At 68.6% G+C, this 26,950-nt stretch carries 20 protein-coding genes and 2 pseudogenes; 8 read left to right on the forward strand and 14 right to left on the reverse strand.

Annotation, left to right across the window (positions count from 1 at the left end; all coding sequences use genetic code 11):
• Nucleotides 1–885: 885 nt before the first annotated feature.
• Entirely contained in the window at nucleotides 886–1,788 is a 903-nt protein-coding gene (locus LUZ64_RS32850; RefSeq protein ID WP_095583100.1) for an MmyB family transcriptional regulator, read from the reverse strand.
• Between the two features lie 659 nt (nucleotides 1,789–2,447).
• The gene (locus LUZ64_RS32855) at nucleotides 2,448–3,104 is read right to left on the reverse strand and encodes an HAD-IA family hydrolase (RefSeq protein WP_095583110.1); all 657 of its coding nucleotides are present in this window, start codon (nucleotides 3,102–3,104) and stop codon (nucleotides 2,448–2,450) included.
• Between the two features lie 461 nt (nucleotides 3,105–3,565).
• Between LUZ64_RS32855 and LUZ64_RS32860 the strand changes: the two genes are divergently transcribed.
• On the forward strand, nucleotides 3,566–4,201 hold the full coding sequence (locus tag LUZ64_RS32860) for an ImmA/IrrE family metallo-endopeptidase (RefSeq protein ID WP_107426661.1): 636 nt from the start codon (nucleotides 3,566–3,568) through the stop codon (nucleotides 4,199–4,201).
• A gap of 17 nt (nucleotides 4,202–4,218) precedes the next feature.
• Nucleotides 4,219–5,451 (forward strand): MAB_1171c family putative transporter, encoded by a 1,233-nt coding sequence (locus LUZ64_RS32865; protein WP_095583102.1) that lies wholly within the window; start codon nucleotides 4,219–4,221, stop codon nucleotides 5,449–5,451.
• A 173-nt stretch (nucleotides 5,452–5,624) separates the two neighbouring features.
• Here the strand turns inward: LUZ64_RS32865 and LUZ64_RS32870 are convergent, their stop codons facing one another.
• The gene (locus LUZ64_RS32870) at nucleotides 5,625–6,482 is read right to left on the reverse strand and encodes a helix-turn-helix transcriptional regulator (RefSeq protein ID WP_143593353.1); all 858 of its coding nucleotides are present in this window, start codon (nucleotides 6,480–6,482) and stop codon (nucleotides 5,625–5,627) included.
• Between the two features lie 1,512 nt (nucleotides 6,483–7,994).
• Between LUZ64_RS32870 and LUZ64_RS32875 the strand changes: the two genes are divergently transcribed.
• Complete coding sequence (locus LUZ64_RS32875; RefSeq protein ID WP_232390546.1) at nucleotides 7,995–9,344, forward strand: helix-turn-helix domain-containing protein; 1,350 nt, start codon at nucleotides 7,995–7,997, stop codon at nucleotides 9,342–9,344.
• Nucleotides 9,345–9,501: 157 nt separating this feature from the next.
• Here the strand turns inward: LUZ64_RS32875 and LUZ64_RS32880 are convergent, their stop codons facing one another.
• Both LUZ64_RS32880 and LUZ64_RS32885 read right to left on the reverse strand, forming a co-directional pair.
• Entirely contained in the window at nucleotides 9,502–10,017 is a 516-nt protein-coding gene (locus tag LUZ64_RS32880; protein WP_095583104.1) for a GNAT family N-acetyltransferase, read from the reverse strand.
• Nucleotides 10,018–10,287: 270 nt separating this feature from the next.
• Nucleotides 10,288–11,424 (reverse strand): hypothetical protein, encoded by a 1,137-nt coding sequence (locus tag LUZ64_RS32885; protein ID WP_143593355.1) that lies wholly within the window; start codon nucleotides 11,422–11,424, stop codon nucleotides 10,288–10,290.
• Nucleotides 11,425–12,443: 1,019 nt separating this feature from the next.
• On the opposite strand from LUZ64_RS32885, the gene LUZ64_RS32890 reads away from it, so the two are divergent.
• The gene (locus LUZ64_RS32890) at nucleotides 12,444–12,887 is read left to right on the forward strand and encodes a helix-turn-helix domain-containing protein (RefSeq protein WP_095583107.1); all 444 of its coding nucleotides are present in this window, start codon (nucleotides 12,444–12,446) and stop codon (nucleotides 12,885–12,887) included.
• A 229-nt stretch (nucleotides 12,888–13,116) separates the two neighbouring features.
• Here LUZ64_RS32890 and LUZ64_RS32895 read toward each other — a convergent pair whose 3' ends face one another.
• The 4 genes from LUZ64_RS32895 to LUZ64_RS32910 all read right to left on the reverse strand — a co-directional run bounded on the left by LUZ64_RS32895 (nucleotide 13,117) and on the right by LUZ64_RS32910 (nucleotide 17,275).
• Nucleotides 13,117–13,347: a hypothetical protein gene (locus LUZ64_RS32895; protein WP_095583108.1), complete on the reverse strand. Its 231-nt coding sequence runs from the start codon at nucleotides 13,345–13,347 to the stop codon at nucleotides 13,117–13,119.
• A 101-nt stretch (nucleotides 13,348–13,448) separates the two neighbouring features.
• Nucleotides 13,449–14,882 carry an NAD(P)/FAD-dependent oxidoreductase gene (locus tag LUZ64_RS32900; RefSeq protein ID WP_095583109.1) on the reverse strand — a complete coding sequence of 478 codons (1,434 nt, stop codon included), beginning with the start codon at nucleotides 14,880–14,882 and terminating at the stop codon, nucleotides 13,449–13,451.
• Nucleotides 14,857–16,638 (reverse strand): MAB_1171c family putative transporter, encoded by a 1,782-nt coding sequence (locus tag LUZ64_RS32905; RefSeq protein WP_232390564.1) that lies wholly within the window; start codon nucleotides 16,636–16,638, stop codon nucleotides 14,857–14,859. Before LUZ64_RS32905 ends, LUZ64_RS32900 begins: the two co-directional genes overlap by 26 nt.
• Before the next feature lie 85 nt (nucleotides 16,639–16,723).
• A complete protein-coding gene (locus LUZ64_RS32910) occupies nucleotides 16,724–17,275 on the reverse strand; it encodes a helix-turn-helix domain-containing protein (RefSeq protein ID WP_170116825.1) in 552 nt (183 codons plus the stop codon).
• A gap of 315 nt (nucleotides 17,276–17,590) precedes the next feature.
• Between LUZ64_RS32910 and LUZ64_RS32915 the strand changes: the two genes are divergently transcribed.
• The 4 genes and pseudogenes from LUZ64_RS32915 to LUZ64_RS32930 all read left to right on the forward strand — a co-directional run.
• Complete coding sequence (locus LUZ64_RS32915) at nucleotides 17,591–18,121, forward strand: hypothetical protein (RefSeq protein WP_143593286.1); 531 nt, start codon at nucleotides 17,591–17,593, stop codon at nucleotides 18,119–18,121.
• Entirely contained in the window at nucleotides 18,114–19,460 is a 1,347-nt protein-coding gene (locus LUZ64_RS32920; RefSeq protein ID WP_143593284.1) for a DUF6545 domain-containing protein, read from the forward strand. Before LUZ64_RS32915 ends, LUZ64_RS32920 begins: the two co-directional genes overlap by 8 nt.
• Nucleotides 19,450–20,199 (forward strand): oxygenase MpaB family protein, encoded by a 750-nt coding sequence (locus LUZ64_RS32925; protein WP_095582637.1) that lies wholly within the window; start codon nucleotides 19,450–19,452, stop codon nucleotides 20,197–20,199. The genes LUZ64_RS32920 and LUZ64_RS32925 overlap by 11 nt, the downstream gene beginning before the upstream one ends.
• Nucleotides 20,200–20,222: 23 nt before the next feature.
• A pseudogene (locus LUZ64_RS32930) lies at nucleotides 20,223–20,405 on the forward strand (IS5-like element IS4811 family transposase); the annotation flags it as partial.
• A 210-nt stretch (nucleotides 20,406–20,615) separates the two neighbouring features.
• Here the strand turns inward: LUZ64_RS32930 and LUZ64_RS32935 are convergent.
• The 5 genes and pseudogenes from LUZ64_RS32935 to LUZ64_RS32955 all read right to left on the reverse strand — a co-directional run bounded on the left by LUZ64_RS32935 (nucleotide 20,616) and on the right by LUZ64_RS32955 (nucleotide 25,668).
• Complete coding sequence (locus tag LUZ64_RS32935; RefSeq protein WP_095582635.1) at nucleotides 20,616–21,599, reverse strand: phosphotransferase family protein; 984 nt, start codon at nucleotides 21,597–21,599, stop codon at nucleotides 20,616–20,618.
• A 158-nt stretch (nucleotides 21,600–21,757) separates the two neighbouring features.
• Nucleotides 21,758–22,399 (reverse strand): hypothetical protein, encoded by a 642-nt coding sequence (locus LUZ64_RS32940; protein WP_095582634.1) that lies wholly within the window; start codon nucleotides 22,397–22,399, stop codon nucleotides 21,758–21,760.
• A 117-nt stretch (nucleotides 22,400–22,516) separates the two neighbouring features.
• Complete coding sequence (locus LUZ64_RS32945; protein WP_095582633.1) at nucleotides 22,517–23,620, reverse strand: phosphoenolpyruvate carboxykinase (ATP); 1,104 nt, start codon at nucleotides 23,618–23,620, stop codon at nucleotides 22,517–22,519.
• Between the two features lie 520 nt (nucleotides 23,621–24,140).
• Nucleotides 24,141–24,599: pseudogene (locus tag LUZ64_RS32950) on the reverse strand (lactate/malate family dehydrogenase); the annotation flags it as partial.
• A gap of 775 nt (nucleotides 24,600–25,374) precedes the next feature.
• Nucleotides 25,375–25,668 carry a hypothetical protein gene (locus tag LUZ64_RS32955; RefSeq protein ID WP_095582632.1) on the reverse strand — a complete coding sequence of 98 codons (294 nt, stop codon included), beginning with the start codon at nucleotides 25,666–25,668 and terminating at the stop codon, nucleotides 25,375–25,377.
• Between the last annotated feature and the right edge of the window lie 1,282 nt (nucleotides 25,669–26,950).

Genomic DNA, 26,950 nt, shown 5'->3' on the forward strand with positions numbered 1-26,950 from the left:
CGGTACAACGCCACCGCGTCCGCCTTGAACTCGGCGGGGTAATGCTTCATCCCCACGGGGACTCCGTTCTCCTGGACCATCAAGATCCAAGTCTCTCCGGTGTCCAAAACCCGGGGTCAAGACCCCTGCGGACTTCCCCCATAACCGCGACACCCTGACGACGGCTTCCTCCGACAGCCCCATTACGTGCATCAAGTCGACAATCGACGGCGTGTGTTCCATCGGCGCGGCCCCTTCCATACAGTGGATCCGCACCATAGGCCCGACCACTGACATCGGCCCCGAACGCGTCCCCCGGCCACCGGCACAACTGAAGGAGAGTCGACCCCCCTATTAGCGTCAGCGCAGGTCAAGGAGTGTCGTCCCCGCATCCTGCGGGGGTAGCTCCCGGCTCCACGCCGAGCTCGTCCACGGCGGACGGTCGTCCCCGCATCCTGCGGGGGTAGCTCCGAGACGGGCGGGGCGTCGGGGCCGCTGGATGTGTCGTCCCCGCATCCTGCGGGGGTAGCTCCACTCCGGATCTGTGGGCGTCCTTGTCCGCCATGTCGTCCCCGCATCCCGCGGGGGTAGCTCGGTGTACGGGATGGGCCTGGGAAAGCTTTTTGGGTCGTCCCCGCGTCCGCAGGGGTAGCTCGTCCGATCGCAGGCTGAGACCCAGCAGGAGGTCATCGTCCCTGCGTCCGCAGGGGAAGCTCGGAGCGCGGATACACCCTTGTGCCTCATGGAGGAGTCGTCCCCGCTTCTGCGGGGGTATGGCCACCAGCGGTCCGACCGTGCCAGTCAGCTGCAGGCGTCCCAATGCCGTACGTGCGACGAGAGCCAACAGCCCGCTTACATCCGTACGGGTAGCCCATTTGTTCGCAGCCGATGGCACGGTTCGGATCGTCACCGCCCAAACGCCGGGAGAACACCCTGGACGTCGGCTTCGACCCGTTCCTGGGCAGAGGCACTGTCCAGCGGTGACCAATGCATGTAGACCACTCGGCATCCTGGCGAGCCGATGGGTTCGGAGGCTGCGGCGTCCATGATTCCCACGGCCCCCTGACCATGGTGGATCATCTTCCGCCTGGCTCCGTCGGGGTGGATGTACGGGTCTCGCTGATGGTGGTACATCTCGGCCAGGTCACCGGCCTGTACTTCTGTTTCCACCTCTCGCAGAGTTTGGTTCTGGGGTTCCTCGTTGAGTGCGAAGCGCAGCTGGGAGAGGGCCACGGGCCCCCAGTTCTCTGTCCAGTCGGGCATCCGGCAGCGGCTGTGGCTGTAGGGGGGAAGGGAGAGTATCCAGCGCATGACGTTGCTGGGGACGCCTCCGAAGAGGGCGTCGGCCGCGGAGTTGTGGTCGATGACGTCCCACTCGAAGGTGGAGATGTAGGCGGGGACCGTGCTGGAGTGGATTGCCAGCTTCCAGGCAGGGGCGACGCGGCGGCCGGCTTCGGGGGAGAGCGGTCTGGGGGCCTTGTAACCGTGGACGGCGAGGTGGAGCTCGCTCCACTGGGCCTCGCTGAGGCGAAGGATCTTCGCGGCGGCGCGCAGGAGGTGGTCGGGCGGGCTGGTGAGGGATGCCCGCTCGAGGCTGCAGTAGAAGTCCAGTCGGTGACCGGAGTGCGTATCGAATCCGAGGAGTAGGTCGATCTCCTGCTGGGTGAGGTAGCCCACGCGGCGTCCCCTGCCGGTGCCCCGTTCCTTCATCCCGTTCGCGAGGCGGAGCCCGTCAAGCTGCGGGTAGTCGGCCGGGTCCGTTCGGAACCGGGCGCGGCTGAGGATCCGTGTGACCCGTGTGCGGTCCATCTGGAGGGTTCCCCTCTGTGATACCGACCTTGCTTTGTTTAATTTCGAATTATACGGGGATTGGTGCTACCCAAACCCAGGGTCACCGATGACAATCGGTGCGTCGCGCCTGCGCTGACCACTGCCCTTCTCCCGTTCCCTCGAACGGCTCCGGAGAAGGGACGGGCGTGACTGGCCGTCGCACTGTATGTCCGTGGTGCGGGTGAGCACGGGGGAACGGACCGGTTGGCAGGCTCTTCCAAAGCCACAGATCTGCCCTGCCCAGCCTCGACTCCCGAGGAATGACGACATCAGTGAGGAATTCCTCCATGCGGTGGGAACAGCTCCACCCCGGTAGTCAGGCCGTGGCCGGCTCCCGCGCTCGCGGATTCACGGGCTCTCCCGTCCGAGCTCAGTACTGTTGCTCGTGCGCGGGGCAGTCGGCATCTTCCTTGGCCGGGCGCTGGTACGGCAAGCGCTCGCGGCTGGGTGCGCGGGCGACAGCGCGCGGCCGGCTCCGTCGCGACGGTCGTCTCGGAACGCTCCCCTGTGTTCGACCATGCGCTCCCGCCACTCTCCGCCAGTTCGCCGACCCGCCGGGCCCCGGCCGTCTTCGACGGCTACCGGCGGCGGTGGCCACCGGGCCCCTCTTACCCCTGGCCACGGCCGCCGCACGGCGCTCAGTTGACGGTGATCTCCAGGTCTCCGGACTCCATGACCCGAGCGGACACGGCGGTGAGGTCCGCGACCGTGGCGTCCGCCGCGAGTTCGTCCGCGCGGTGTGTCGTCGTCAGCGCGATGGTCGCCATACCGGCCGCTCGCCCCGCCGTCAGACCCGCGGGCGCGTCCTCGAAGACCACGCAGCGGGACGGTTCGACCCCGAGCCGCTCGGCCGCCAGCAGGAAAGGCTCGGGGTGCGGCTTGTAGTGGGTGAGGTCATCGTCCGACGTGACAAGGAACTTGGGATGGATACCCACCTGGTGGAGGCGCGCCTCGGCAATACGTCGGCTGCCGGACGTCACTACGGCCCAGCGGTCTTGAGGCAGCGAAGCCAGCAGCTCGATCGCGCCGGGGACCGGCTTCACGTTGCCGGCGACCGCGTCGGCCACCTCCGCGTCCACCAGGCGGCGGACTCCTTCAGCGACCTGGTCGGCGGGCAGGAGAGCGGCGGCGATCTCGGCGGCCGGGCGGCCGTGCACCTGGACGCGTGCCATGGCCTCTTCGAGGGTCATGCCGTACGACTCGGTCCACTGGCTCCAGACGCGCCTGACGGACCGCAGCGAGGACACCAGCGTTTCATCGCTGTCGAACAGAAGAGCATTCGCCGAAAATCGCATGGCTGGGAGCGTACATGGCGTGTGCATGCAGGTGATCGTCCGGGTGACGGTCATACCGCCCGCCGGGCTGAAAGGGATTCCACTGTGTGATGCCCGACGCCGGTCGTCTGTCGGCGGATCGGCAGGGTTGGGTAAGGGCTGTCGCGGGCTTCGGGGACGAAGGTGAGCCGCTCCCGGAGAAGTCAGGCGGAGAAATCCGGGTGGGCTCGTGCGTCCGGTCGCGTTGCCTGCGCGGAGTCGAGCTGAGCGAAATCCGCCACCCAAGGGGCCGTGGCGGTGCTTCAACGCCGTGGTCGCGGAACACCAGGTCACCTGGGGTACGACGGGGCCGCGCCCCTGCGTGATTCGGACTCCTCGGCCTGTCCAGATGCGGGAGTCCGGGCCACAACCGCGTGTGTCATCCCCTCGTGGGATTGTTTGGAAAGTTCGGGTGTTCACGAAAGGGACGGCAGGGGCGGGACATGAGAGAGGAAAGCCGCAAGGCGATGCGTCATCGGTACATACACGGCGCACACTCTCCAGGCCGAGAGATTCTCGGCGCGATCCAACGGCTCTTCAGAGGCGGAGATCTGCGCCGGCTGAGCAGGAGCTGCACGGAACGGTTGGAAGATTTTCCACTGCCCGACCCCTTCACCCTGGATGATTTGATCGCCGACATCGAGGCCGCCCGGGACTGCGTCATCCATCTGCTGCCGGTGGCTTCCCCGACCGACGACCTGCGGGCCGTCTGTGGTTTGCGGGTGAGTATCGACAAGGCCCACTTCATCCTCTACCGGCCCCGCCCCACGCCGAACCAGACCCTTAACACGATTTTCCATGAGCTGGCGCACCTGTGGCTGGACCACGGCAACGATCAGGAAGTCGCGGACGAACTGCTCGATGCCCTGCGCCCGCTGCTCGCCGAAGCCCTTGGCACGGGTGCCGTGATGAACGCACGCGCCCACTACGGTACCCGCGACGAGCAGGAGGCGGAGCTGTCCGCCTCCCTCATCCGGCACCGGATCCGTCAGCAGTCCGCTGTCGGGCAGGACCTGCTCAGCGTCATGGAAGTCACTTTGACCCACCCCCTGGCTCCACCGCGGCGCCGCCGCACATAAGGACGAGTACCATCCCCATGTTGAGCATTCTCATTCTGTTCGTCTGTGTCGAAATGACCGTTGTGGCGCTCTGGCGCCTGCCGGCCACCCGGTACGGCGACCCCTTGCGGCGCGCGCTATGGGGGTGTTCCGCAGGCTGGGCCGTAGCGCTCTGGGCCCGGTTCCCCCCGGTCAAGAACGCCATCGACGGTCTCGGTGTCAACGACCTCAGCGCCCTGGTCAAGGACTTCGCCTGCATGGCCGCTTCGCTGGCACTGCTCAATTACGCGGTGACCAGCTACGGAGTCAGCCAGGACGCCCCACCACGCCGCTTCGCCCTCTTGCGCGGGACCGCTCGTTTCGCCCGGTGGGCCACTGTGGGCGTCATCCCCGTGATGCTCGTCATGTTCTTCGTCGTGGTCGACCGGTCCCGGCCCAGCCGGGACTTCGCCGCAGATCATGCCGGTCAATGGGGCGTGGTGGTCTTCTCGACGCTGTTCTACCTCTATCTGGGCCTGTCCTGCACGACCTGCGGCTACCAGTGGGGGCACGTCGGCCGGCGTGCCGAATCGCCCGCCCTGCGTATCGGCATGGTGCTGGGATCCGTCGGCCTCTGGTTGCTGGCGGCGTATTCCGTGGTCCGGGTGAGTTTCGTATGGGGGACGATCTTCGTTCCCGCCTCTCCTGACGTCTCGCACACCGTGGGATCGCTCAGCAGCTTGCTCAATGTCCTGGCTGCCGCCCTGTTCGCTTCCGGGGCCAGTCTTCCGACCACGGAGGTCGTCGTGCAGCGCTGGAGTTCCCACCGCATGCTCTGGCGCCTGCACCCGTTGCGGAGGGACCTTGCCCGGCAGTTCCCCGATCTTTCCTTCCAGCCGCTCGCTCCGCGGTTGCGGGAAGCCCTGCGCTTCACCCCTGCTCTGGACGTGCGCCTGGACCGCGCGGTCCAGGAAGTGGGGGACGCGGTCGAGCAATTGCGCCACTATGTGGTTCCCGAGCTCTGGGCGGTCATCGAGGACGTCACGGCCGAGCATCCCGACCAGGAGGCGATGGCCGAGGCATATTGGATCGCCGCCGCCCTGCGCTCCGCCCGGCAGGGGCGCCGTTTCGAAGTACCAGCACCGGCCCTGCCTTCCAAGCCTTTCGCCGACAGTGTCTCTGAAGGGCGTTGGCTGGTGCGGGTCCAGGATTCCTACGCCCGGATAACTCCCGCCGCAGTGGACAAGATCCTCGATCGCGCGGATCGGCGGTTCACGACGGAGCACGTGTAGTACTCGACAGAGGGCGCTCCTCTCGTCTTCGCCTGGCTGTGACCGGCGGGGAGGGAGCGGCGCCCCGGGCATCGGCTCGATCTCGGATCTCACGCCCCCACGGATGTCGTTGAGGGCTGCCGGCAGTTCCCTCCGGGACCTGACGAGGCCGGGCCGGTGCGGGTCCCCGGCGCCTATTGCGGGGCTTGAGGGGCTTGCTTGCCGGACTTACGCAGCAGCAGATCGGTGATCGTGGCCACCATTTCAGGGGAAATGCTCCGGGTCCCGCCACGGGCGCCGATGGCGATTCCTTCTCGTCTCCGCGTCAGATAGTCCAGGCGTTCGAGTAGTTCCTCTTCCACTTGCGTTCCGGGCATGAAGTCGAAGGGCGTGACCCCCAGCGCCTCGGCCAGCCCTTGCTGGACCGGTCCCATCGGCAGTCCCGCGAAGACCTCCTCGGCGGTTCGCGCGCGCGTGCGAAGGTCTTCCACGTCCTGCGGTACGAGGTTGGCGCCGGTCGCGCGGTTCACCGCGGTGGCCACGTCGTCGTTGGTGACCTTCGGGCGGCCTTCCAGGTAGGCGTGGATCTTCTCGCTCAGCGTGCGGGGGGACGGTTCCGTCCTCACCGGGCTGGATGCCACGACGCCGAAGGAGCGTTCCTGGGCCGCCGAGAGTTCTTCTTGAGTGACGCCGTAGAGGCTGGCGGCGCTTTCCAGGAGAGTCGGCGAGAGACGTTTCTTGCCGGTCTCCGCCTGGCTCAGCGGTACGCGGGTCGTGCCGAGCGCGACGGCCGCCTTGGACTGGGTGAGCCGGGCGTCGGCGCGCAGGTCGGCGAGGTCGGGTTGACCGAGACGGGGGAAGAGGACATCGAGGTCGACGCCAAGGGCCTCCGCGATCGCGGGCAGTCGTTCCGCCGACGGAGAGTGTTCGTTCTCCCAGTCGACGACCGCTGTCTTGCTGACTCCCAGCATCTTGGCGAGGTCCACCTGGCGCAGGCCGGCACTACGGCGCATCGTACGCAGGCCCTGACCATTGAACTGGCGAGGCGGCACCAGTGAACTCCAAAACTCGGCGGCGGCATCGGGACGGACTCGATCACTGTAGCTTCAAGATTGCTACCAGATCCGACTTCAGGTAGATTCCGGTATCGACCCGGAGGGGGTACCACTACCCCTCTCGTTCATCCCTGTCAGGGCTTGCTCTGTTCGAGACGGGGTTCCGGACCCGGCCACTACGCGGCCTGAACAACCTGTGGTGTGACCCAGGTCCGGTCGATCCCCAGACAGCCGGAGACCGCATGAGCGTGGCACCAACCCAGCCTCGAGCATATCCCTCAGGCCGATCTCGGCATCCGGACGTGCTCGGTCCCCCGATCGCGCTGAACCCCGGACGAATGAGCCCGCCGCCGACCGCACATACGGCGCAGGACCTGCAAGGCACAGCAACGCCACAGATCTCGGTATCTGCCGAGGCACTGTCCGGCGCGGGATCCGTTCGGGCGTTCAGCATTCCGAACACAGCAGGCCATCCATAAACAATGAAGCGCCGAGGGCCGAGCCGGCGTAGCAGCCCTCGGACAGAGCGGTGAACGTGATCACCGCCGACAGCATCACACCTGAAGAAGTCGTCGACAGCCTCACTGTCCTTACCCCGAAGACGCCCGAACCCCGTCCCAGGGACGTCCCGGTCCTGCCGAAGACCGGAGCCTGACGCCCCGCCGACGGACACCTGTGCCGCGCCCCCACATGGACTCACTCTCCGGGGGCGGGGGTCAGCCCGCAGCGTGTCCCGGCACCACGCCCTCTCTCCTTCTCCCGCTCACCCGCTGGACTCAGCCATGCCTGAAACCACCCGCTCCGTCACCACGGACGGCTCTTCCCACAGCGACGGCGCCCCGTCCCTGACTTTTCTCCCCTCAGCGCAGCGCCACCTCGCGATCACCACCCGCGCTACAACCGGCGCTCATGCCAGGCCCCCTGCTCCGGGGCCCCGGAGCACCGCCCGCTTCACCAGCCTCGGAACCGTCATGAGCAGGGCCGGCTTCTTCGACGCGCCACGGACCACTCTGCGCACGCCGTTCGAAGCATGTCTGGTCCCCTCCGCAGGTGATGCCGGGAAGCTCCTTCCACCACAGCTCCGGGCACCTGGCCGACGCCGTCCACGCAGAGCCGCACCCCCAGGCGCCCCTCACCGCATCGGCACGCCCGCCCCCGCGGATCGGCGACCGGGCGTGCCCGGACCACAAGCGGCTGTCCCCAGCCGGGCAAGACCGGTCTTCGAGTCGGGCGCCCTCCCGGTCACCTTGGTCCGTACCCGCCGACGCCCTCGGCCGATGCCGTTATCCGGCCCGCGCCAGCCGCACGCGGGTGGTCGCAGCGCACGATCCGCGCACCGCGACCACCCATGCCGCTTCGGCGTCCCAGCCGGTGTTCCCCCTGGCCTGACCGCCAGGGAAGCCCACAGCCGTTCCCGTCCCCGTTCTCCACCGCGCCTGAAGGCCCCTTCCCCTGCCAGTGGGGGACACGGGTCCGCTTCGCGCTACCCGAACCCGCCTGGACCAGCTCATGCCTTCCCGCGCCTCCGCTCCCGCGCGCCACATCGCGGTCATGCGGCCCGTGCCACCGGCCCAGCAGTGGGTCTCCACCACTCTCACCCGCATCGCCTCGGACCCCTACAGCTGGATGCAGGCAGTCCACTGGGTCGACGGCCACACCACCACCGCGGGCCGTGGCCACGGCCCGCGGTGGTGCCTCACCACTATGCGCGTCGCCCAGTTACTGGCCCAGATCTCCCCCTGCCGCCCGGGCATCGCCTACCTGGCACGCCGGCTGACGGTGAGTGAAAGAACGATCCAATACCACCTGCAGCTACTGCGCGAGGCCGGCCTGCTGACCTACATCGTCAAAGGCTCGCGCGTACGCCGGGAGCGAGCCCAGGCGAGCGAGTTCGCCCGGACGATCCCGCCGGCCTTCGACAAGGCCCTGGGGCTTCGCACCGTCGGCGAGGGCGTCCACCGGAGGGTGACGGGCATCTCGGAGAGCGGGCGGACGGTAATAGCAGCGCTGGCCCGCAAGGCGGCCAGGAAAGTTCGAAAGCCCCGCTCGAAATGCTCGACGAGAGGATCGAAGACGGTTCCTTCAGGCGATCTTCGTTGCACCCCAATGGGGGGTAGTACCTCTCCGTCTTCCTCTGCCGGTACCTCTATACATCCCTCTGAGAGCAAGCTCGCCACGGGAAAGCGCTGTTCCTCCCGCTCGAAGACATCCGCCCGGGGAGGCCGTCGGAAGCTCAACAAGGTCGGCAGGCGCCACCAGCTGGCGTTCGAGCTCGTCCAGCAAGTGCCGTGGCTCGGGCGGGCCGCCGTACCGCGCATCGCGTGGGTGGCACGGCACGTCGCGGACGCGGGGTGGACGGCCACCGAGGTCGTCGCATGGCTGGAGGTGGAGAACGTGGCGCGTCGGGTGCACCGTCCGGCGGCGTTCCTCGCCCACCGGCTCCGGGGTGCCCATCTGCTGCTGGACACCCCGGCCAAGCGTGCCGCCTGCGTGGCCGCCTGGCGGGACTCTCGTCGCTCCGCCCAGCAGCGGCACGTCGAATGGCACGGCGACTGGCAGGCTCCCTCCAGCCCGGCGGTGCGACGCATGGTCGCGGAGGCGTTCACGACGCTCCCGCGGGAGCCCGGGGGCAAGGCCCTGCCGCCCTTGCGGGTGGGCGAGGACGGCAGGGCCGACCTGGAGCAGCTCTCGCGCGAGGAAGTCGTCGATCTGCGGGCGGCGGAAAAGCACCCGGAGATGATCCGGATGGCTGTTGAGGCGTGTGGCGAAGCCTTCGCCCGGAGGCTGTACACGCATCACCTCGTCGACCGCGTCATGCGGTTGAGCCTCACCGGGCGGGAGGCTCTCCACCATCCATAGGCTCCGGTATGAGCGTCCCCTTCAACCTCGCCAGCTGCCGGTGTCCTCCGCCCGCATCCGGCAATGACCCACGAACACCCCGCCGACTACGCCAGACTCTCAGGCCCACGGACGCACGCCCGTCACCGGAACCGACGGCGTCGCGGCCGGGCTGGACTCAAAGCACGCGCTGGTAGCGGAGCTCGGTGAGTGTGATCCCGTCGTAGATGTCTTCCTGAGCCGCCCCGTCGGCCTGGTAGCCGGCTCGCTCGTAGAAGCGCTGGGCTCGTTGGTTGTCACGCAGAACCCACAAAGCTGATTCCTCGAAGCCTTGGCCCTTCATCTGATCATGAGCCTCACCGAGGAGGATCTGGCCGATGCCCTGGCCGATCAGATCCTGCGATACGTACAGGGCGTAGACCTCACCGACCCGTCCCGGGGCGGGAATCTCACTTCGACACGGTCCGAAGCAGATCCACCCCACCGGGCCGCGGTCACCGAGCGCCACAAGGTCTCGTGCCTTTCGTCCAGGTCGAGAAAGCCACTGCCGCCGTCGAGCGGCATCACCTTCCACCGTCATCGCGTCCAAATACGTCCGGGGAACGATGCCGGTGTACGCCGCCTGCCATCCTCGGACTCGGATCGTCGAAACGGCCTCGATGTCGGCCACATCCATCTCCCGCACGTGCACCATCGCGCCACCGTAAAGGCACAGGCGCCTCGGAACGAACTGCTTTACCTCGCTGTCGGTGCCTCCCTTGAGGAGAGCGGCTCCTGACGAACGGTCTTCCCCGCGGACTCCCGCCCACAACCAGCGTGAGCGCACCGAGAAACGGGAGAGCCATCCCTTGGTCTTCGCCCGGCGGAGGCCGCCGGGCGAAGACCAAGGGATGAAAGGAAACCAGCCCACCTACAACGTAAGGAACCCTGCCCGACTGAACACGGGGGTATGGCCGGGACAGCATCAGTGCAGACAGATGCGTCGAGCGTAGGTCAGCCGCAGAGCACGGTCCACGAGGCCGGTTCCGTACAAGAACCCCGCGGCCGACCAGCCGAGCTCCTCCACCGCGTTAATGATCAATGCGGTGTCCCCTCGCCGATAGGCGGCGCGTGCGGCCTGACGCAAATCGATGAGGTCGTCCTCGCTCAGGGCTTCGATCCCGGGTAAAGGGGACATGACGGCGTGGACTCCGTGCGAGGCACGCAGAGTGGCGAGGGCGGCGAGGAACTCCTGGTTCGGGACAGAGCCCTCGTCGTTCTCGGAGCTGCGTCGGAGGGCCTCTTCCCGCATCCAGGCGTCAAGGCGTAGCTGCGCGGCGATGTACAGGTGGGGGCGTTGTGGCCGCCAGGCGGTGGTGCAGCCGAACCGGATGGCCGGGGAGATCTCCCTCAGCCAGACGTTGATGCTTCGTTCGTCCCAGCCCTCGGCGACTTTGTCGACCAGTGCCCAGGACAGTTCCGGAATGGTCGCGTGCTGGGCCCAGGGGTGCAGAGGCCGTAACGAGCGGGCGAGTCGATCCGCTGTGCCGTACATGGCGGCTGTGACGGTGTGGCCCAGGGTGCTCTTCCGGGGCGGTCTCGTTCTTCTTCGACGCGCTCGCGTAGTTCTTTCCCCACCACCATCTACACGATCTCGTCCGCGAGGGGTGGATGCGAGAGAATGGGGCGCACGGCTCCCCGGGCGACCGGGGCGGTGCCTTTTCGGGGAAGCATCGGTGCGGCGCCGGCGGTTCCCGGTCCCGCGGACGCCGATGACCCGGCCCCCGTAGCCGGTTCCTGCCAGTCGGTGTCCCATGGCCCTGTCGTACACGGCCGGGATGACGGCGCCGTACACGGTGGCCGTCGCCACGTATTTCCGGCCGGGTAAGCGGAGGTTGCGCTTGGATCCGTGCACCAGCCAGACCAGCGCGCCCAGCTCCCTGAGGACCGCGACATGCCGTTTGACCGTGGCCACCGACACCTCCAGGCGCCGCGCCGTGCCGATCAGGTCGTACAGGACGATTCCGCGCTGGTAGTCCATCCGCCGCGCCAGGTCCCGGGCCACCGCCAGCGTCGTGGGGCCGGCCTTCGGGTGCAGGCCCGCGCCGACCAGCCAGGTCACGGCACGCGTCCAGGCCCGGGGCTGAGCACGGCGGGATGCGGTGCGCAGGATGTCCTGGTCCTCGCCGCGTACTACTGGGAAGGCGTGGCCGGGAGGCAGGGTGGTTTCAGGGTCTGGAACCGTGGCGCTCGGTGCGGGCCCTCCGGCTCCGCCACGGTGCCCGCTTGTGGTGGGTGGAGCGGGCGGGCGGGAGGCGTCCGGAGCTGCTGTGGCGGCCGGGAAGGTAGGGGGTTCCATAGGCTGGGAGCGGGCATGCTGTAGCTGACAGATGGCAGCGTGATGCTGCATGATGAGCAGCGCTTCCTTCCTGCTTTTGGGAACAGGACGGCCCGCATTGCGAGGGGCTGCCCTGGAAGGGTGGCGTTCCGCCTGGATCGCGTGACTGTGGAAGGTGCCTCGGTCCAGGCCCTGGCTCGGGTTATGACACGAGCTGTGAAGGGGCCGCCTGGTGATTGGCGTCGCCAGGTCGGTCCGTATGAAGGTTCGCGGCGTTCCATGCCGCACGGCTCTAGGGCATCTTCACGTCCTTGTGCCCGTCTCCGGGCAAGGGGCACATCGGTGGGACACGGAGTGCGGGCCGGGAGTGCGTCCGAGCAGCCTTTTGAAGAGCGGGCGCGGCCGTAGGCGGCACGGAGCCACACGGCGGTGAACCGCCCGGGAGTTCCGCGGCGGCCATGGCGGCAGTCCTGCGCTGATCAACAGTAGCCGTCGTACCGGCTGAGTCGTTCACGCCTGTGCCTGGCCCCCCTCGCTGTGTCGCACCGGCGGTTTCGGGTTGCCGGTCGCGCACCGTCCGCAAGAGCCCCCGCACCGGACGACGGGTCGATCATTGCGGGCTGACCACCGGGTGTCAACGGTTGTTGAGGTAAGGTGGGACGGAATTTCATTACTCAATTTGGCTATTTTCCAAGCGTGTTGAGGACGGCCGATCAGTGAGGCCGCGGCTAGTAAAGATCGCCGAGGATGGGCATACTGCTGCCTGTCCGATCCGACGCGCACCAGCAGCCGGGGAGTTTCGCATGGGCGGTACCAGCGCGAAAACGGGTGAGCGCGTCGCTGACCTCCAGTTCGCCGAGCGCCTGGACATCTTGTTCGCTGATATGTACCCGGCCTCGCAAGGCCGGCCCTACACCAACGGCGAGGTGGCCCGGGCCACCGGCTTGAGCACCACTGCCATCGGCTATCTGCGTTCGGGCAGGAACCAGCCATCCTTCGACACGGCGGTACGACTCGCCGGCTTCTTCGGTGTCCCGCTGGACTTCTTCCGGAGCGATGAGGTCGCCGCCGCGGTCCGCGCGGACCTGGCCGATCTCGCCGCCTACCGTGACGGGCGGGCGCGCAGGATCCTGCGCCGCTCCGCGGGTTTGCCCCCGGCAGTGCAGGACGCGATCGAGGCGGTCATCAGTGAGTACCACGGCGCGTCCGGACAACCCCGGTCAGGAGAAGTAGCACCTGAGGAATGACCGGTGGACGGCGGCCCGGCGTCCCACACCGCCCCACCCTCGTCGTCGCCTGCCCCGAGGACCGGGTGGTGTTCTATCGACCGGCTGCGGTCCAACTGTCGCTAGCACCGCCGACGCGCTGCGCAAGCGGCAGCTGGGCTGATCAGGTAACCCGCCCGTGCGAGCGGGCCCGGGCTTTCTGCCGGCCCCGGCCCGCGACGGGCAGGCGTTTCGCGCCCGGGCAGCCCGGTCAGTCCTCCGGCCGAAGCCGCTGACGAGCCGCCTTCAGCCGCTGGTCGTAGTCAGGTGCGAACAGGTCGGGAAGCGTCCTGTCCAGCGTTCCGGCGATCCGGTGGATCGGCGCCCACACCGCCGGGTCGACGACGTGCCTGAGCTCGGTCATCCGGAGCTTCTCCAGCCAGTGCGACAGCACCAGGGCCTCGTCGCTCGTCAGCTCGATCGTGACCTGGCTGTCGCCCATACGCACCCCTTCGGCCGGAACTCCTTCCCCGATCACGCGAATTTACCGGTTCCCGGGAGCGAGGGAGCACGGAACCGGCAGAACGGGGCAGGACCGGCCCGTCAGCTCCGGGCTCGCCGGGCGTGCTGGAAGGACAGTTCGGCGGTGGTCAGTGGTGGTCCGGTCAGGGGGCGCCGGCCGGGGCCTCGCAGTGCCGCGATCATCATGTCCGGCGTCGCCAAGGTGGTGAGGGGCCTGGAGAGCGTCATGGCGGAGATCAGGGCGCGGGCCACGGCCGGGCGGCCGGTGGCGGTGAGGGCGACGCGGTCCATGTAGGCGCGCAGCAGGCGGGCCGCGGGCGGGGGCTGGGTTCCGGTGGCTCCGGGGTAGAGGATGTCCTGGCCGGTGGCCAGGGCCCAGGCGGTGTCGACGGCCTTGCCGGTGGCGCGTTGGACGCGGCGGGCGAGTTCGGAGGCGTCCAGGGGATGCCGGGTCAGTTCGGTGCGGAGGGCTTGGGCGCTGTGCGCGGCGACGGACATGCCGTGTCCGTAGACGGGGTTGTAGGTGGCGACGGCGTCGCCGAGGACGGTCAGGCCGGCGGGCCAGGTGGCCAGGCGTTCGTAGTAGCGGCGGCGGTTGACGGTGCTGCGGGTGACGGTGACGTCGGTGAGGGGTTCGGCATCGGTGATGAGGTCGGCGACGACGGGGTGGCGGACCTGGCGGGCGAAGGGTTCGAAGAGGGCGGGGTCCTTGGTCGGTTCGCCGCCGCGGGTGCCGGAGAGGGTGACCAGCCACCGTCGGTCCTCGATGGGGACCAGGGTGGCGGTCTGTCCGGGGACGGGTTCGCGGGTGTCGGCCTGGACGTTGACGACGGGGAAATCCTCCGTGCCGTCGGGGGCGCGGAAGATGCGTGTGGCGTAGACGAGGCCGGAGTCCACGACCTCCTCGTGCACGCGGGGCAGGCCGAGGTCGGTGAGCCACTGGGGGATGCGGGAGCCGCGACCGGTGGCGTCGACGACGAGGCCGGCCTCCAGGTCCTGTTCCGTGCCGTCGGCGGTGTCGCGTACGCGTACGCCGGTGACGTGGCGCGCGTTTCCCAGGAGAGTGACGGGTTCGGTGCGGCGGAGGAGGGTGACGCCGGGCAGGGCGAGGGCTTGTTCGCGGACGACCCAGTCCAGGAGGTCACGGGTGCAGGCGATGAGGTACTGCATCTCGGGCCACCGGCGTATCCAGCCCTGGGGGGACAGTGAGGCCAGCCCGGTGGGCAGGGCGATGCGGCGTGCCCCGGCCTCCAGCCAGCGCTGGTGGGTGCCGGGCAGGAGGCTTTCGATGGTGCGGGCGCCGCCGGACCACAGGAGGTGGGCGTGGCGTGCCTGCGGGAGGCCCTTGCGGGGTGCGGGCTCGGGAGGCAGCTCGTCCCGGTCGACGAGGATGATTTCGTCGGTGTGCGGGGCGAGTGCGGCGGCGGCGAGCATGCCGGTCATTCCCGCGCCGAGGATCACTGCCCGCCGGTGGCGGGCCGGGCGGTGGTCAGTGGTCCTGTTCGGCTGGTGCATGGGTGGTTGTCTCCTGCTCCTGGAGGTGTCGGCGGGCGGTGGCGACGATGGGTGAGTGCCGTAGTGCTCGGGAGACCCGGACGAGTGCGGTCAGTGGCAGCGGGGGCTCGGCGGTGGTGCTTCTGGGTTGCTGGTCGAGGGGGAGGGCGGGGGTGGGGAGGCCGGCGCTCTTCTTCTGTGCGGCCACGGCGAGTACCGCGGCCTCGGCGATGGCTTCGGCTTCCCTGCCGGTCCTGCCGGTCCGGTGCGCCCGTTCCAGGGCGGCGTCGGCGACGGTGGCCTCGAAGTAGGGGCGCAGGGCCAGGCGTCCGTCGTGGATTTCCGCGATGCGCCGGGTCAGTCGCAGGTCGACGGCCCACCAGGGGACCGGGACGTTCGCGACCACGCCGGGGGTGGCCGTGGAGAGCGTGGCCCATAGGCAGTGGAGGGCCGGGTGGGTCCGGAGGGCGGCGAAGGTGTCGCCGGCGGCGGTGAGGTGGTGTCCCAGGAGGGGTAGGAGGAAGCCGGTGGCGATGCACAGCGTGCCCATCGCGCCGAACCGGGGTGCGGCCAGCGTGCTGAGGTTGTCCCAGTCGGTGCCCGTCCAGCGGGCGGCGACGGCCGCGAGTTTGGTGAGGTCGAATCCCAGGTTGCACAGGAAGCCGGCCGTCAGGACGCGCAGGCCGCGCTGGAGCCAGGGCCGTCCGGTGGCGTGTCGGGCCCAGCTGCCGCAGACGGTACTGATCGAGATCGCGGCGACGCCGGTGGCGAGGAGGTACAGGACGATCATTTCCCGGATGAACGGGGTGTTGGCGTAGTAGGTGTCCAGGTCGACGCGTCGTTCCTCGGGAGCGTTGCCCAGGGCGAAGAGGGCGCACAGCGCGACGATGACGAGCCCGTATCCCGCCGCCCAGCGGCGGGCGGCGCGCTCCCGTTGTGGCGCGGGGCCGCCGCGCCAGCGGTCGATGAGGATGAGCCAGGAGGCGGCCAGGGCGCTGAGCAGGGAGTAGACGAGCGGGGCGGCGATGTTGGGGACCCCGGTGAGGCGGTTGACGAAGGCGATGCTGGTGGGGGCCGCGAAGGCGAAGGTTCCGCAGCTGAAGAAGAGCACGGCGCAGACCACGCGGAGCAGGGTGTCCTGCGGAGCGCGGGCGAGGTCGCGCAGTTTGAGGCAGAGCGCCGTCCCCACGACGATCGAGGGGAGGTAGTAGACCGGGTCAGGCACGCACGGGCCCCTGGAGGTTCTGGGGTCCCAGGGAGGCTTCGAGGCGCTGGACGAGTCCTGAGACCGGTGCCTGGCGGAGGCTGTCGTGGGCTTCCTGAGCGAGCCATTTGCGGGCCCTGCTGCCCAGGAGTGAGCCGAACGTCTCCGCCGCGGTTTCGTCGTGGTCGCAGAAGGCCGTGCGTGCCGCGAGCCGTCGTAGCGCGGTGTGGGCCGTGCCGGGGGCGAGCAGGGGGCGGCCTCCGCCGTGCTGAGGGCGGGGTCGGCGCGGTGGTGCTCTTCCAGGTGCCACAGGTCGTGTCCCAGGATGACGAGCTGGTGGACCGGGGCGGTGTCCTTCTCGCAGAGCACCAGGTGCTGGGCGTCGGTGGCCACCCACAGGCCGCTGACGGTTCCGGCGGGGAAGGACACCAGCCGGTGACTGACCGGGCGGTCGTGGCGTCGGCTCATCCCGGCGCACAGGGCGGTGAACAGGACATCCGGGCGTGCGGGGCCCGGCAGGTCCAGTCCGCTCAGCAGTTCGGCGCATAATCGCCGCATCCTCTTCAGGTCCACGGTCGCTCCGGCCGTCGTGCGCTCTCGTCGATCATGTTCTTCCCACCCACCCTGCGTCGTGTGCTCCGGGCTGTTCTGTGGTGTCTCACGTGTCGCGGGCGGGTGGAGGGGGGCGGTCGTTGCCCAGGATCTGGTCGACGATGCCGAGGACGGCTGTCAGTCCTTCGTCGGAGAGTTCGTTGGCGCGCAATGCGAGCTCTTTGACCCTGTGCTTGACCATGAGTTCGTCCATGCGGGTGGCTGGGTTGTCGCGGTCCGGCGCCGGAGGCGCTGTCCTTCTTCCGGGGGCGGTGGGGAGGTGATGGTCGCCGGTTTCGAGTGCGCGCAGGGTGCGTTCCACCTCGTGCACCGCGGGGTCGCCCGCCGGCCTCAGGAAGTAGTCCGAGCTGGGGATGTCGAAGAAGTCGGCCAGGCGGACGGCCTTCTCCAGGGTCGGGACGGACTTTCCCTTCCGCAGGTTGCTGATGTACTGGCTGGAGACCCTGACGTGTTCCGCGATCTCCACATCGGTGTACCGCCGCTCTCCGGTGGGGTAGCCGGTGTCGATCAGGCGCTGTAATCGGCGACCGAGCAGCGCGGCGGCCGTGGGAGCGGGAGCGCCTGGGGCCGCCTCATCCGGGCGTGGAGGCGTGGACATGGGCATGCAGTGTAGGACTCGCGGCCAACCGCGGGGAACCTGCAATCAACAATAATGGGCTATTTTTGATCGCTGAGGGCCTTAAGTGCCCTGTGATGCCCGAGAGTTCAATAATAATTGACAGGAGCGTGCATGGTCTGTGACCTTACGTGATCATAGGGCGCGGGACGGCTGTGCCCCCGAGAGGAGGGCCCCGCGATGCCCCGAGGTTCCACGTACCACCCTCCGGCGTACGTCTCACCGGCCCGCGCACCGCAGGTGCTGAAGCGGCACCGCGCCGGCCGGCACCGCGCACGGGGGCGGTGACCGCCCGCCATGCCCTTACGCGACAGCGCACGGACCAAGGTGACCCGGCGGCACTGCGAGAAGCGCCTGGCCTCGCTCGAACTGCCCCGCACCTGCGACATCCGGTCCCTCGTCACACACATCGCCGAGCGCATAGGCCACCCCATCGAGCTCGTTCCCCGTTCGCTCGACCCCCGGTCGGTCTCCGGGCAGTGCGAGTTGCGCCACGGCGTCTACCGGATCGTCTACCAGGCGCACACCAGCGCCTGGCACCAGGAACACATCATCAGCCACGAGCTCGGTCACCTGATCTCCGGCCATCCGTGCTCCGACATCGGTGACGAAGCGACCGACCGGCCTCCGCCAGCCACCCGCGTACTGAGCGCGGGCACCGTGGCACGCATGCTGAACCGCTCCCAGTACGGGGACCCCCTGGAACGGGAGGCCGAGATCATCGGCACCCTGCTCCAGCAACACCTCGCCACCCACGCCCAGCCTTCCGCGCACGCCGCCACCTGGGTCGCCCCCGCACTCGAACACACCTGGGGCGGCCGTGCATGACGTGCTCTACCTCGGCTGCGCGCTGGCAGCCGGCGGCGTTCTCCTCTACAAACTGCACGGGCTGCGCGAAGCCCCGTCCGCGACCCTTGTCGCCGTCTGCCTGTGCACCGGATTCCCCATGCTGGCGTTCATCGCCGCCGCGCCCTCGCTCTACACACGGATCGGCCGCGCCTCCGGCGTCCCGGACCTCGCCACCCTGCTCGTCTACGGCTTCATCACTTGCTTCAGCGGCTCGGCCCAGGTCCTCGCCTCGCTGTGGTCCGCGGAAGTCCGCCACCCCGCCGAAGCCTGGGAAGCGGCCCGGCCACGCGTCATCCGCCGCCTGGCCGTCTTCGCCACGGCCCTTTCCCTCATGACCGCCCTGTTCGCGTACGCCGCTTGCACGGGAGCGCTCACCGGCGGCCCCCACCCCCTGGACTTCGACACCTTCTACTCCACCGTGCCGACCGTCGTCGTGTTCCAGTTCGTCTACCAAGCGGGCTTCGCCTACGCGCTGCTCGGCGTCAGCCGGGCATGCCGACGGCACGCGGCACACCTCACCGACCGCGAACCCGAACGCACAGCCCTGCGCACCGGCGTCCTGCTGATTTCCCGGGGCTGCCGGGTCGCCCTCGGCTACAGCACCTGCAAACTCCTCGCCATCAGCGCCGCCGCCACCGGCGGAGGCACGACGTGGGACGTACTCTCCACCGTCGTCGGCCCCTTCTTCGCCTCGGCCGGCGCCATGCTCATCGCCGCCGGCTTCGCCTACCCCGCCGTCCAGGCATGGGCGGGACGCCGCCGTGATCTCCTCGCGCTGCGGCCCCTGTGGCTGGTCGCGGCCGACGCCGACCGGCACCTGCTCCTCGACCCCCTCCCTCCGGCCACCCGCCGCCAGGTCGCGGTACGCGATCTACGATGGCGGATCAGCCGGTGCATCACCGAGATCCGCGACGCCCAGCTGGCCATGCGGATCTGGGAGGACCCCCTCACCGCCGACATCGCCCGACACCACGCCCGTAGGCTGAAGTACTCCGCCGAGCGCGTCGAAGCCGCCGCCTCGGCCGCCGCCCTCCTCGGCGCGATCCGGACCCGCAACGCCGCCCTCGACAACCTCCTCTACACCGCCCGGACGCGAGCTCTGTCCCCACAGGCGTTGGCCGAAGCCGTGACCGCCACTCTCACCCAGGGCCTGGGCACCGCGGCACCGCGACGCCCCCTCCGGCTGGCGGCCACCCCGCGGGGCGGGCAGCGCGCCGAACTCGACCAGCTGATTCTCATCGCCCGGGCGCTGGAAAGCCGGCCGGTCACCATGGCCCTGCGGCAGAGCCTGCGGGAGAGGACCGGCCATGGACGGTGACCCCTACGCCCAGGCCCACGCCGTCTACCGGGCCATGGCGCGCGGCGAACTGGGGAACGACCTGCGCCTGGGCCTCAACCTGGGCTTCTACCGGACCTTCGCCGTGCCCGGCATCGCCAGGGTCCTCGCCGGCACGGGCAAGATGACCACCCGGCCCAAAGCCCGTGCCAAGGCGACCGGAGCCCTGATCTACACGCTCATCGATCACGGACCGCACCACCCGGCGGGAGCCCGGGCCGTCACGACCCTCAACCATCTGCACGCCGGGCTACCGGCAGGCGACGACGAGTTCGTCTACGTCCTGGCCGCGTTCTGCGTCGCCCCCATCCACTGGATCGACGCCCACGGCCGGCGCCCCACCACACCACAGGAGAAGACCTCGGCACACGCCTTCTACGCCGACCTGGGACAACGGATGAACCTTCCGCCGATACCAGGCTCGTTCGACGACCTGGAGGCGTGGATGGACGCCTACGAACAACGCCACTTCGCCGTGACACCCGAAGGCCGGGCGCTGATGAGGGCCACCAGGAACCTGCTCACCGACCGGTTCCCCCGCGCCCTGGCGCCCCTCGTCCACGCGGGGACGAACACCCTGTTCGACACCCGGTTCCTGGAAGCGATCGGCGCCTCTCCCCCGACGTGGCCTGTCCGCGCCCTGGTGCGTGCGGCGCTGCGCGTACGGGCGTGGAACGCCGCGCGGGGAACGCGGGCGAAGGAGTCGTCCACGCGGCCATGAGCGGGGCCGAGCGCCCGCGCTGCCTCTCTGCCAGGCGACGGGGCGAGGAGAGGACGATCGGCTGGTGCATGAACGCCCGCCGCAACGCACGCGACTACGAACGCTTGCCCCAACACTCTGAAGCCCATCTGAACTGGGCACTCATCACCATGATGACGCGGCGCCTGACCCGCAGGAGTCCCCGAACGAGCCAGTGGACCCGGAAGACGCCGACAGTTGGATGACGGTGACCTTACTCGGCGGCGGCCTCCGGCACGTCGTCCGTCCCGTGCTGACGCCGCCTCCTATTGACCCAGTCGTGCATGGCCTCGATGAGCGCGTCGGAAGGCGTGCGCCCCTCGGCCTCGGTGAGCGCTTCGAATCACTAGGACACCGGCAGCGCAGGCTGCCATCGGACGACGCTGACCACCGAGTCCTCAGCCGTACTGGCTGAAGAGCGCTTGAAGGTACTCCTCCAAGCGCTGGGCGAGAACGGCTGGTGTCAGATCTTCCCTCCCGATTTCCCGCCAGGGCTCGGCGACCTTCTCCGCGTCCGGTGCGAAGGCCAGCGCATCCAGCACACGCCAGTACAGGTGATCAGCGGGGTCGTCACTGAGCGTTCCACCGGCTGCGACGTAGTGATCCGCAAGCCGCATTCCGACGGGCACTCCGTGAAGCAGAGCAAGCGCAGTGGAGCAGTGGGCCACGTCCAGGTCAGCGGGTCCCCAGGACGTCTCCACCCAGTCCACGACACCCGTGATCGTCAGATCGGCTCCTTCTCCCGCGAAGAGCACGTTCCCGGGGTGGAAGTCCCGGTGCAGGAAGCAAGGCCGGTAGGCCGGGGGCGGCTGTCGGATCACCTCCACGGCACGCTGCCACACTTCCGGCTGTTTCGCGTTCTCGGGAAGCCGCACCCGCTCTGGGCTGGTCCACGCCTGATAGGTGCGCGGCCGGGCTCCTTCTGGAACGAGCACCCCGTGGATCGCCACCAACTGCCGGGCCAGGAGCTCTGTTTTCCGCTCGATGTCCTCCCCGTCCAGTCTGAGGCTCCCTGGAAGCAACGACATCAGCAGCGACGGATGGTCGCAGTGCTCCGCTGCCGCATCAACGCCATGAAGACGAGCGGCCGGTACGTTCGTGTCCGCGAGCAGACGGAGGATGTCCGCTTCCCGCGTCAGCAGTCCCAGGGCATGCCTTACGAAGAACGGTTTGACGAAAGACCGGAGCACGAGGGAATACGGCTCACCTTCCCCCTCAACATCGAGGCGACGCATCTGCGATGTCCAGCCCCCTCGCAACGCTGCCACAGCACAGACTCGGTCTCCAGAACGAAGACTCCGCTCCACCCATACACGGGTCCTGGACCCGCCTAGGTCATCGATGTCAGTCTCCACAACCGCCGCGCTCTCGCCCTCAGCCATGCCGACAGCCTAATGATCACGAAGGAGCGGCCTGAGGCGAGCCTTCAAAAACACCTACTCAGTCGTCATCACGCCGACGGCGTCAGGCAACTCCCCGGCCTGCCTTGACCCCCGTAATCTCAGCGGCCTTCTTGGCCAGCGAAGCCGGGCTCGCCGTCCTACGCCTTCGACGGTAGGGCCGGCGCGGGAAGGTCGACGATGCGGGCGAGGGCGGCTGTGACAGGAGCGCAATGGCCAGGCAGGTGACTGGAGGCCCACTCGGCTGCCAGCGCGAGGAAATCGGCCAGATCACGCTCGGCACCGGTCAGCAGGTTGCGGAGCTCATCGACGGACATCTCGATCACCGGGCTGTCGCTTTGCTCGACGTTGACAGTGAGCCGGACGATGTCGCCAAAGCGCTCCGCAACCGGTGAGACGGGCTCGTGACCGAACCCGAGCAGGCTGCCGCCGTCGACGAGCCGGTGCCAGTCGCGCCAGTCCTCCAGTCCATCACAGCAGCCGGGCAGGAAGATGACGCCTGTCGAGGTGTCGGTGACCCTCAGGCCGCCGGCCGCGAAGAGGCTGTCGAAGGGCAGCATTCCGTGAAGGAACGAGTCGAGTGCGTCGGCCGGGCGAGGCGGGCGGTCGCCGTCGGGGTCGATGTCATTGCAGCTGGCGACGCTCATCACCGCCGTCCCGACTTCAGTGGGTGAGAGCTCGCCGCTGAGAGGAAGGAAGCCGAACGACTCGATCCCGGCGACAGGCCAGAGGCCAAAGCCGTCAGACTCGTGTATCTCCAGGACGGGCTGCATCACGATCATTCAGCGAGTGTTCCTCATCCCTGCCCGTGTCTCCTCCTGATTACGCCGACCCCCTCATCTCGGCCAAGGGAGCTGAGCATGGCGGGGATGCCGTGGGGCATCCCCGCCATGGTTCATTCATGCGGTCGTGTCTGTGACCTGCGCGAGGAAGTCGGTGTTCGCCTTCACGCTGTGCCCCAGGGACAGGGAATTTCGGGGGAGGTCGCCAAGGAGTTCGAGCAGAGGCTGAGTGTCGGGGAGGTCTGTGGGCAGGAGGCCGAAGACGTCGGGGTAGCGGTCTTCGGTACCGGCGGTGAAGAAGTCGCCGGGCCCTGCGCTTCGGTCCTCGTCGAGGAGAGCGGGCTCGGTGCCGGGGGTGATCTCAGGGAAGAGGATGCGGGTGGCGTGTCCTTCGGTGGCCAGGGTCAGGCCGAGCCAGGAGTGGAGCTGGTCGGGGAAGAACTGGGGCTTGAGCTCCTTGCCGGACTCGTTCCACAGGGGCGTGCGGCTGCCGGAGTGGAGGGCGTCGGTCACCTTCTGGTGCTGGGTGGGGTGGAGTTGTTCGCCGCGCTGGACGCGTTCGCGGACCTGGTCGTACCAGCCGAGGGCACCGAGGAGGCCCAGGCCGATGGCGGCGGCCGAAGGCCAGGGCAGGACCCGCAGCCGGTCGCCCTCGCGGCGGATGAAGACGCGGTCGTTGGCCAGCAACTGCCAGCCGGCCCGGGCTAGGAGGAGGGCGGTGGTGGTCTTTCCGGCGCCCTTGTCGCCCAAGGTCAGCGCGGTCTGCCCGTCACGGACGACGGCGGAGGCGTGCAGGATCGACCAGCCGTCCGCGAGGAGTTGCCCGCGGACGACCTCGCGGGCGAGCCGTGCGGCGGCCAGGGCGACGGGAACGTCTTCGCACCCGTAAATGCGCAGAGGCCCGCCGGGCTCGGCCCGGTAGACGAGTTTGTCGTCGGGCTGGGAGGCGGCCACGGTGCCGCCGTCGTCCCGGTCGACGTGCATGGTCGAGTTCGCGTAGTCGGTCCCCTCGTGGGAGTGGTCGGCCTCGTACTGGGCGATCTCGGTGACCTGGTCGGGGTTGACGTCGGCGATCACTGCTGTGTTGGTGTCCGGGGCGGTGCTGGTGGCATTCCACCAGGGGCCGAAGTAGCGAAGGGCCCAGTCTGTGACCACCGGGCTGTTGCTGGTGACGGTCGCGGCCTGGGTGGCCGTGGCGATACGGACAGCGGCCTGGTGCACTGCGGTCTTCTCCTTCTGTCGGGGTTGCAACGGGGACGTACAGGCGGGCCAGGGGCTCGTAGGCATCACGGAGCTTGGCGTCGGCGGCTATCAGCTGACGGGCCTCGGCGGCGTCCAGCCGGGAGAGGCACACGGTCGGGGTTCCGGCGGAGAAGCGCAACGGAATTCCCCTCCACCTCCCCTCGTGGTTGACGCACAACTGCGTCACCGTGTCGTCCAGGCCCAGGCCTGCGCGGAGGGCGGCGATCACCGCCCCGGCCGGGCCGCAGCGGGTACGGCCCAGCCCTGCGTTCATCCGCCGGGGGCGGTCGGTCAGCTCGTCGAGCACCTGCCGCGGGGGCACCGGCACAGGCAGGTCGCCGACGCGGGTAGCCGACGCGCACACCACGGCCTGGTCGCCGTGCTCGCCGATCACGTGGCCGACCACAGCCTGCGCGGGCACGTCGAGGAGGCGGGCGAGGGTGAGGCGGTAGCGGGCGGTGTCGGTGTTCGAGCCGACTCCGTAGACGCGGGGGCAGCCGGAGACTTCGGCGAACAGGCGGGTGAGGACGTCGACGGGGTTGGTCACCATGACCACGAGTCCCTGGTAGTGGGCCAGTTTCCGTGCGACGCCGGCGATGACGGGGGCGTTGGCGTTCAGGCCGGCCATCCGGATGTCGGTGCGGGCGGTGTTGGCGAAATCCCCCCGTGGACAGACGACCACCGCTTCGCAGGAGGCGAGCTGTCCGGCGTCGGCGACGTGGACCGCCCGGACGGAGGAGGCGGTGACCTGGCACATGTCCTCCAGATCGGTCACCAGGGCCTGGGCCGAGAGCCCGGTGCGGGAGACGATGCGGACGGACTCGCACCAGCCCCCGGCGGCCAGCAGCATGGCCACACTCTGGCCGACGGCTCCGGCACCGATCACTCCGACCGCGTCGGCCGGCGGTGGCGTCACTGGTCGGCTGCCTTCGCCACGTCGGCCAGGGCGAGCCGCCACACCGTCTGCGGATCCGTCCCGGCGAGCAGGTTCGCGATGGTGCGGTCGAGCAGGGTGCATACCGACATGGCTTGCTGAGTGATTTTGATGCCCCTGCCGCGGGTGTACGGGTGAGGTCCAGCTTGGGCAGCGCCGAGAGAGTCGGCGGATTCAGATCCCAGCAAGGGGACCAAAAGCTACTTTCTCCCATATGCGGAGAAAAGCGACTCCCATAACCGGGTCTCTGAAGCCCGTTCGCGAGGCTCCGTGGGTGATCGGGTCCACGCAGCTATGACAAAGGCTCAGCGGGGCGCCTGCGGATTTTTGTCCTCCCTGGCACCCTCGATCCGCCCTTGTAGGACGTGCTACCAGTAGGTGTAGCGGCTTACGAGCCCCAGAGAGAGCGCGTGGTGAAGAGGACCATGCACTTCAGTTGGTCCGTGAGCGCTTGGCTTGGTCGGGCTGAGCGGCATGAGCCCGCAGGAATTCTGTCGTATCTGCTGCCCGGGTAGCTTCGCCAGGGGGTACCGCAGGCCGGTTGGAGCCGCCTCGCGCGGCTGATGAGTGGTTTGACGACGAGGGGTTGCGCGGCTGCCGGCACCACACAGATGCCTGCGCTATCGCCCCGCAGGGTGGCGACGGCCCCGTGTTCGTACACGTGGGTGGCGGTGACCGGGGCAGCAGCGACCGTGACCGTGTCCCCAGCGGATGCCGTACGTGGTGAGGTAGCGGTCGGCATCGTCGGGTGGAGCCAAAGCCTGCCACGACGCTGAGGAAGCGGCCCAGGATGGGGACTTCATCCAGGCTCCGGAGGACTGTCCGCGTCAGAGACCTCGGGACGGTGAGCGCCATCGCGTAGCCGGCGCCAGGCCGATCGCCGGCAGACATCGTCGAAGGCAAGGGCCGCGGATTCGGTGAGCAAGGCGGCACAGGCACAGGGCGGATTGGTCGCGATGACGGTCGCGGCCAAGGCGGTGAACAGCAGCTTGGTGTCGGTGGGTTCAAGGCAGCAGCGGCGGTCGAGGGTCAGTGGGATCGCCATCATGGTCTGCATGTAGACAAGTGCGAAGACGGTGCCGGAGATGAGCATGGCCCATGGCGGGCGGCCGTCCCGGGTTCGCGCGTCTCACCAGAGCGCCTATGAGCAAACGCTTCTGCGCGGCATCCGGTCGGCGGGACCGACCCGGCAGTGCGGAACTGGGAGGGGCCGTAGGCAGCACGTCGCCGTGGGCACGAAGCTCTTGTTCCTCGCGGTCCAGTGCTCGCGGTGCCTATGAAGGGGCAGGGCCATCTGTCCGTGGATGCCGTCCTCAGCACAGCGGAAGGCATGCCCGGTCGCGCCAGAAGTCCGGGTTGTGAGGGCTGTCCATCAGCCGGATCAGGTGGTGGGTGGCTGTGGTGAATGCCTGACCGAGTGAGGTCTCCGCATCGACGGCGATCTCACGGGCGTCCACATCATGCGTGGCGTGATCGGTGTCGCACCAGCAAGCCCACGTTCGCCGCGGCACACACCGAGAGCCTGCCATCCGGTCGCCGGAGTACCTCGAGGGTGAACTCCAATTGATCGCCCCTCTCATCGAGGACGTTCATGTCCGCGCAGAGGACTATTACGGAGACGCTTGGGCCGAGAACCGAGGACTGGGGAAGGTGGTTGGGCTGTGTCCATTGCCATTGCCGCGGATCTCCCCCGGGGCGGCTCGCGTCCACGGCGCGGGCGGCACGGTGGTTGACGCTTCGTTCAGCGAGCCGGAGCTTTGGGAACGCACGGACAGGGGAACGTCGTCGAAGGTGCCTCGGCTCATGACCATGGGCTCAATCCTTCTTCTCCTGCCGACCGGGAGGCAATGGCTTTCCGCCTGATCGGCGGAAGTGACCAGAAATCAGTCCTAACTACTTGTTAGTTTGCATTTCTGGCAGTTCGCTGACGGTGAGAGGCCGATGGTGCGCCGTGTTTCGCGGGCTGATGGGCTGCGATTCCGCTGACCAATCCGACGATCGACACGATCGGGGAGGTGTAAGCAGGTGATGGCGTGAACCGCTAGGCTGGGGGCCTGGCCAGACGACCCGTCACCGGGTGCCTGGCCGGTCACAAGTCAAAAGGGAACGGCCCCGCAGGGTTCCAGATGCGGCAAACATCTGGTGCGGGGCCGGGCCGACACTCACAACCGTAGAGAAGAAGAGGTGTCAGCACTTATGGCAAAGACTACCCGGGTCTGCGGGCATGTAGACAATGGGACTCGAAGCTCCGCCGTGACGATCACACCGGCGTCGAGCGTGGGTCCGTCATCTTCAACCGCAGGCCGGCGATGAGTGCCGCGGCCGCGCTACTGCCGGCCCTCGACTTCAGCCGTGCCGAACCACGTCCACTTGGT

The sequence above is a fragment of the Streptomyces albireticuli genome (assembly GCF_021228125.1).
GTDB classification, from domain to species: domain Bacteria; phylum Actinomycetota; class Actinomycetes; order Streptomycetales; family Streptomycetaceae; genus Streptomyces; species Streptomyces albireticuli.

What these genes read in the sequence shown, in the direction of transcription:
- LUZ64_RS32875 (WP_232390546.1), top strand. Translation starts at nt 7,995, where the DNA reads ATGCCTTCCCGCGCCTCCGCTCCCGCGCGCCACATCGCGGTCATGCGG.
- LUZ64_RS32850 (WP_095583100.1), bottom strand. Translation starts at nt 1,788, where the DNA reads ATGGACCGCACACGGGTCACACGGATCCTCAGCCGCGCCCGGTTCCGA.
- LUZ64_RS32955 (WP_095582632.1), bottom strand. Translation starts at nt 25,668, where the DNA reads ATGCTCATCTCCGGCACCGTCTTCGCACTTGTCTACATGCAGACCATG.
- LUZ64_RS32895 (WP_095583108.1), bottom strand. Translation starts at nt 13,347, where the DNA reads ATGGGCGACAGCCAGGTCACGATCGAGCTGACGAGCGACGAGGCCCTG.
- LUZ64_RS32865 (WP_095583102.1), top strand. Translation starts at nt 4,219, where the DNA reads ATGTTGAGCATTCTCATTCTGTTCGTCTGTGTCGAAATGACCGTTGTG.
- LUZ64_RS32915 (WP_143593286.1), top strand. Translation starts at nt 17,591, where the DNA reads ATGCCCTTACGCGACAGCGCACGGACCAAGGTGACCCGGCGGCACTGC.
- LUZ64_RS32910 (WP_170116825.1), bottom strand. Translation starts at nt 17,275, where the DNA reads ATGTCCACGCCTCCACGCCCGGATGAGGCGGCCCCAGGCGCTCCCGCT.
- LUZ64_RS32935 (WP_095582635.1), bottom strand. Translation starts at nt 21,599, where the DNA reads ATGGCTGAGGGCGAGAGCGCGGCGGTTGTGGAGACTGACATCGATGAC.
- LUZ64_RS32860 (WP_107426661.1), top strand. Translation starts at nt 3,566, where the DNA reads ATGAGAGAGGAAAGCCGCAAGGCGATGCGTCATCGGTACATACACGGC.
- LUZ64_RS32880 (WP_095583104.1), bottom strand. Translation starts at nt 10,017, where the DNA reads ATGGTGCACGTGCGGGAGATGGATGTGGCCGACATCGAGGCCGTTTCG.
- LUZ64_RS32900 (WP_095583109.1), bottom strand. Translation starts at nt 14,882, where the DNA reads ATGCACCAGCCGAACAGGACCACTGACCACCGCCCGGCCCGCCACCGG.
- LUZ64_RS32855 (WP_095583110.1), bottom strand. Translation starts at nt 3,104, where the DNA reads ATGCGATTTTCGGCGAATGCTCTTCTGTTCGACAGCGATGAAACGCTG.
- LUZ64_RS32890 (WP_095583107.1), top strand. Translation starts at nt 12,444, where the DNA reads ATGGGCGGTACCAGCGCGAAAACGGGTGAGCGCGTCGCTGACCTCCAG.
- LUZ64_RS32940 (WP_095582634.1), bottom strand. Translation starts at nt 22,399, where the DNA reads ATGATCGTGATGCAGCCCGTCCTGGAGATACACGAGTCTGACGGCTTT.
- LUZ64_RS32925 (WP_095582637.1), top strand. Translation starts at nt 19,450, where the DNA reads ATGGACGGTGACCCCTACGCCCAGGCCCACGCCGTCTACCGGGCCATG.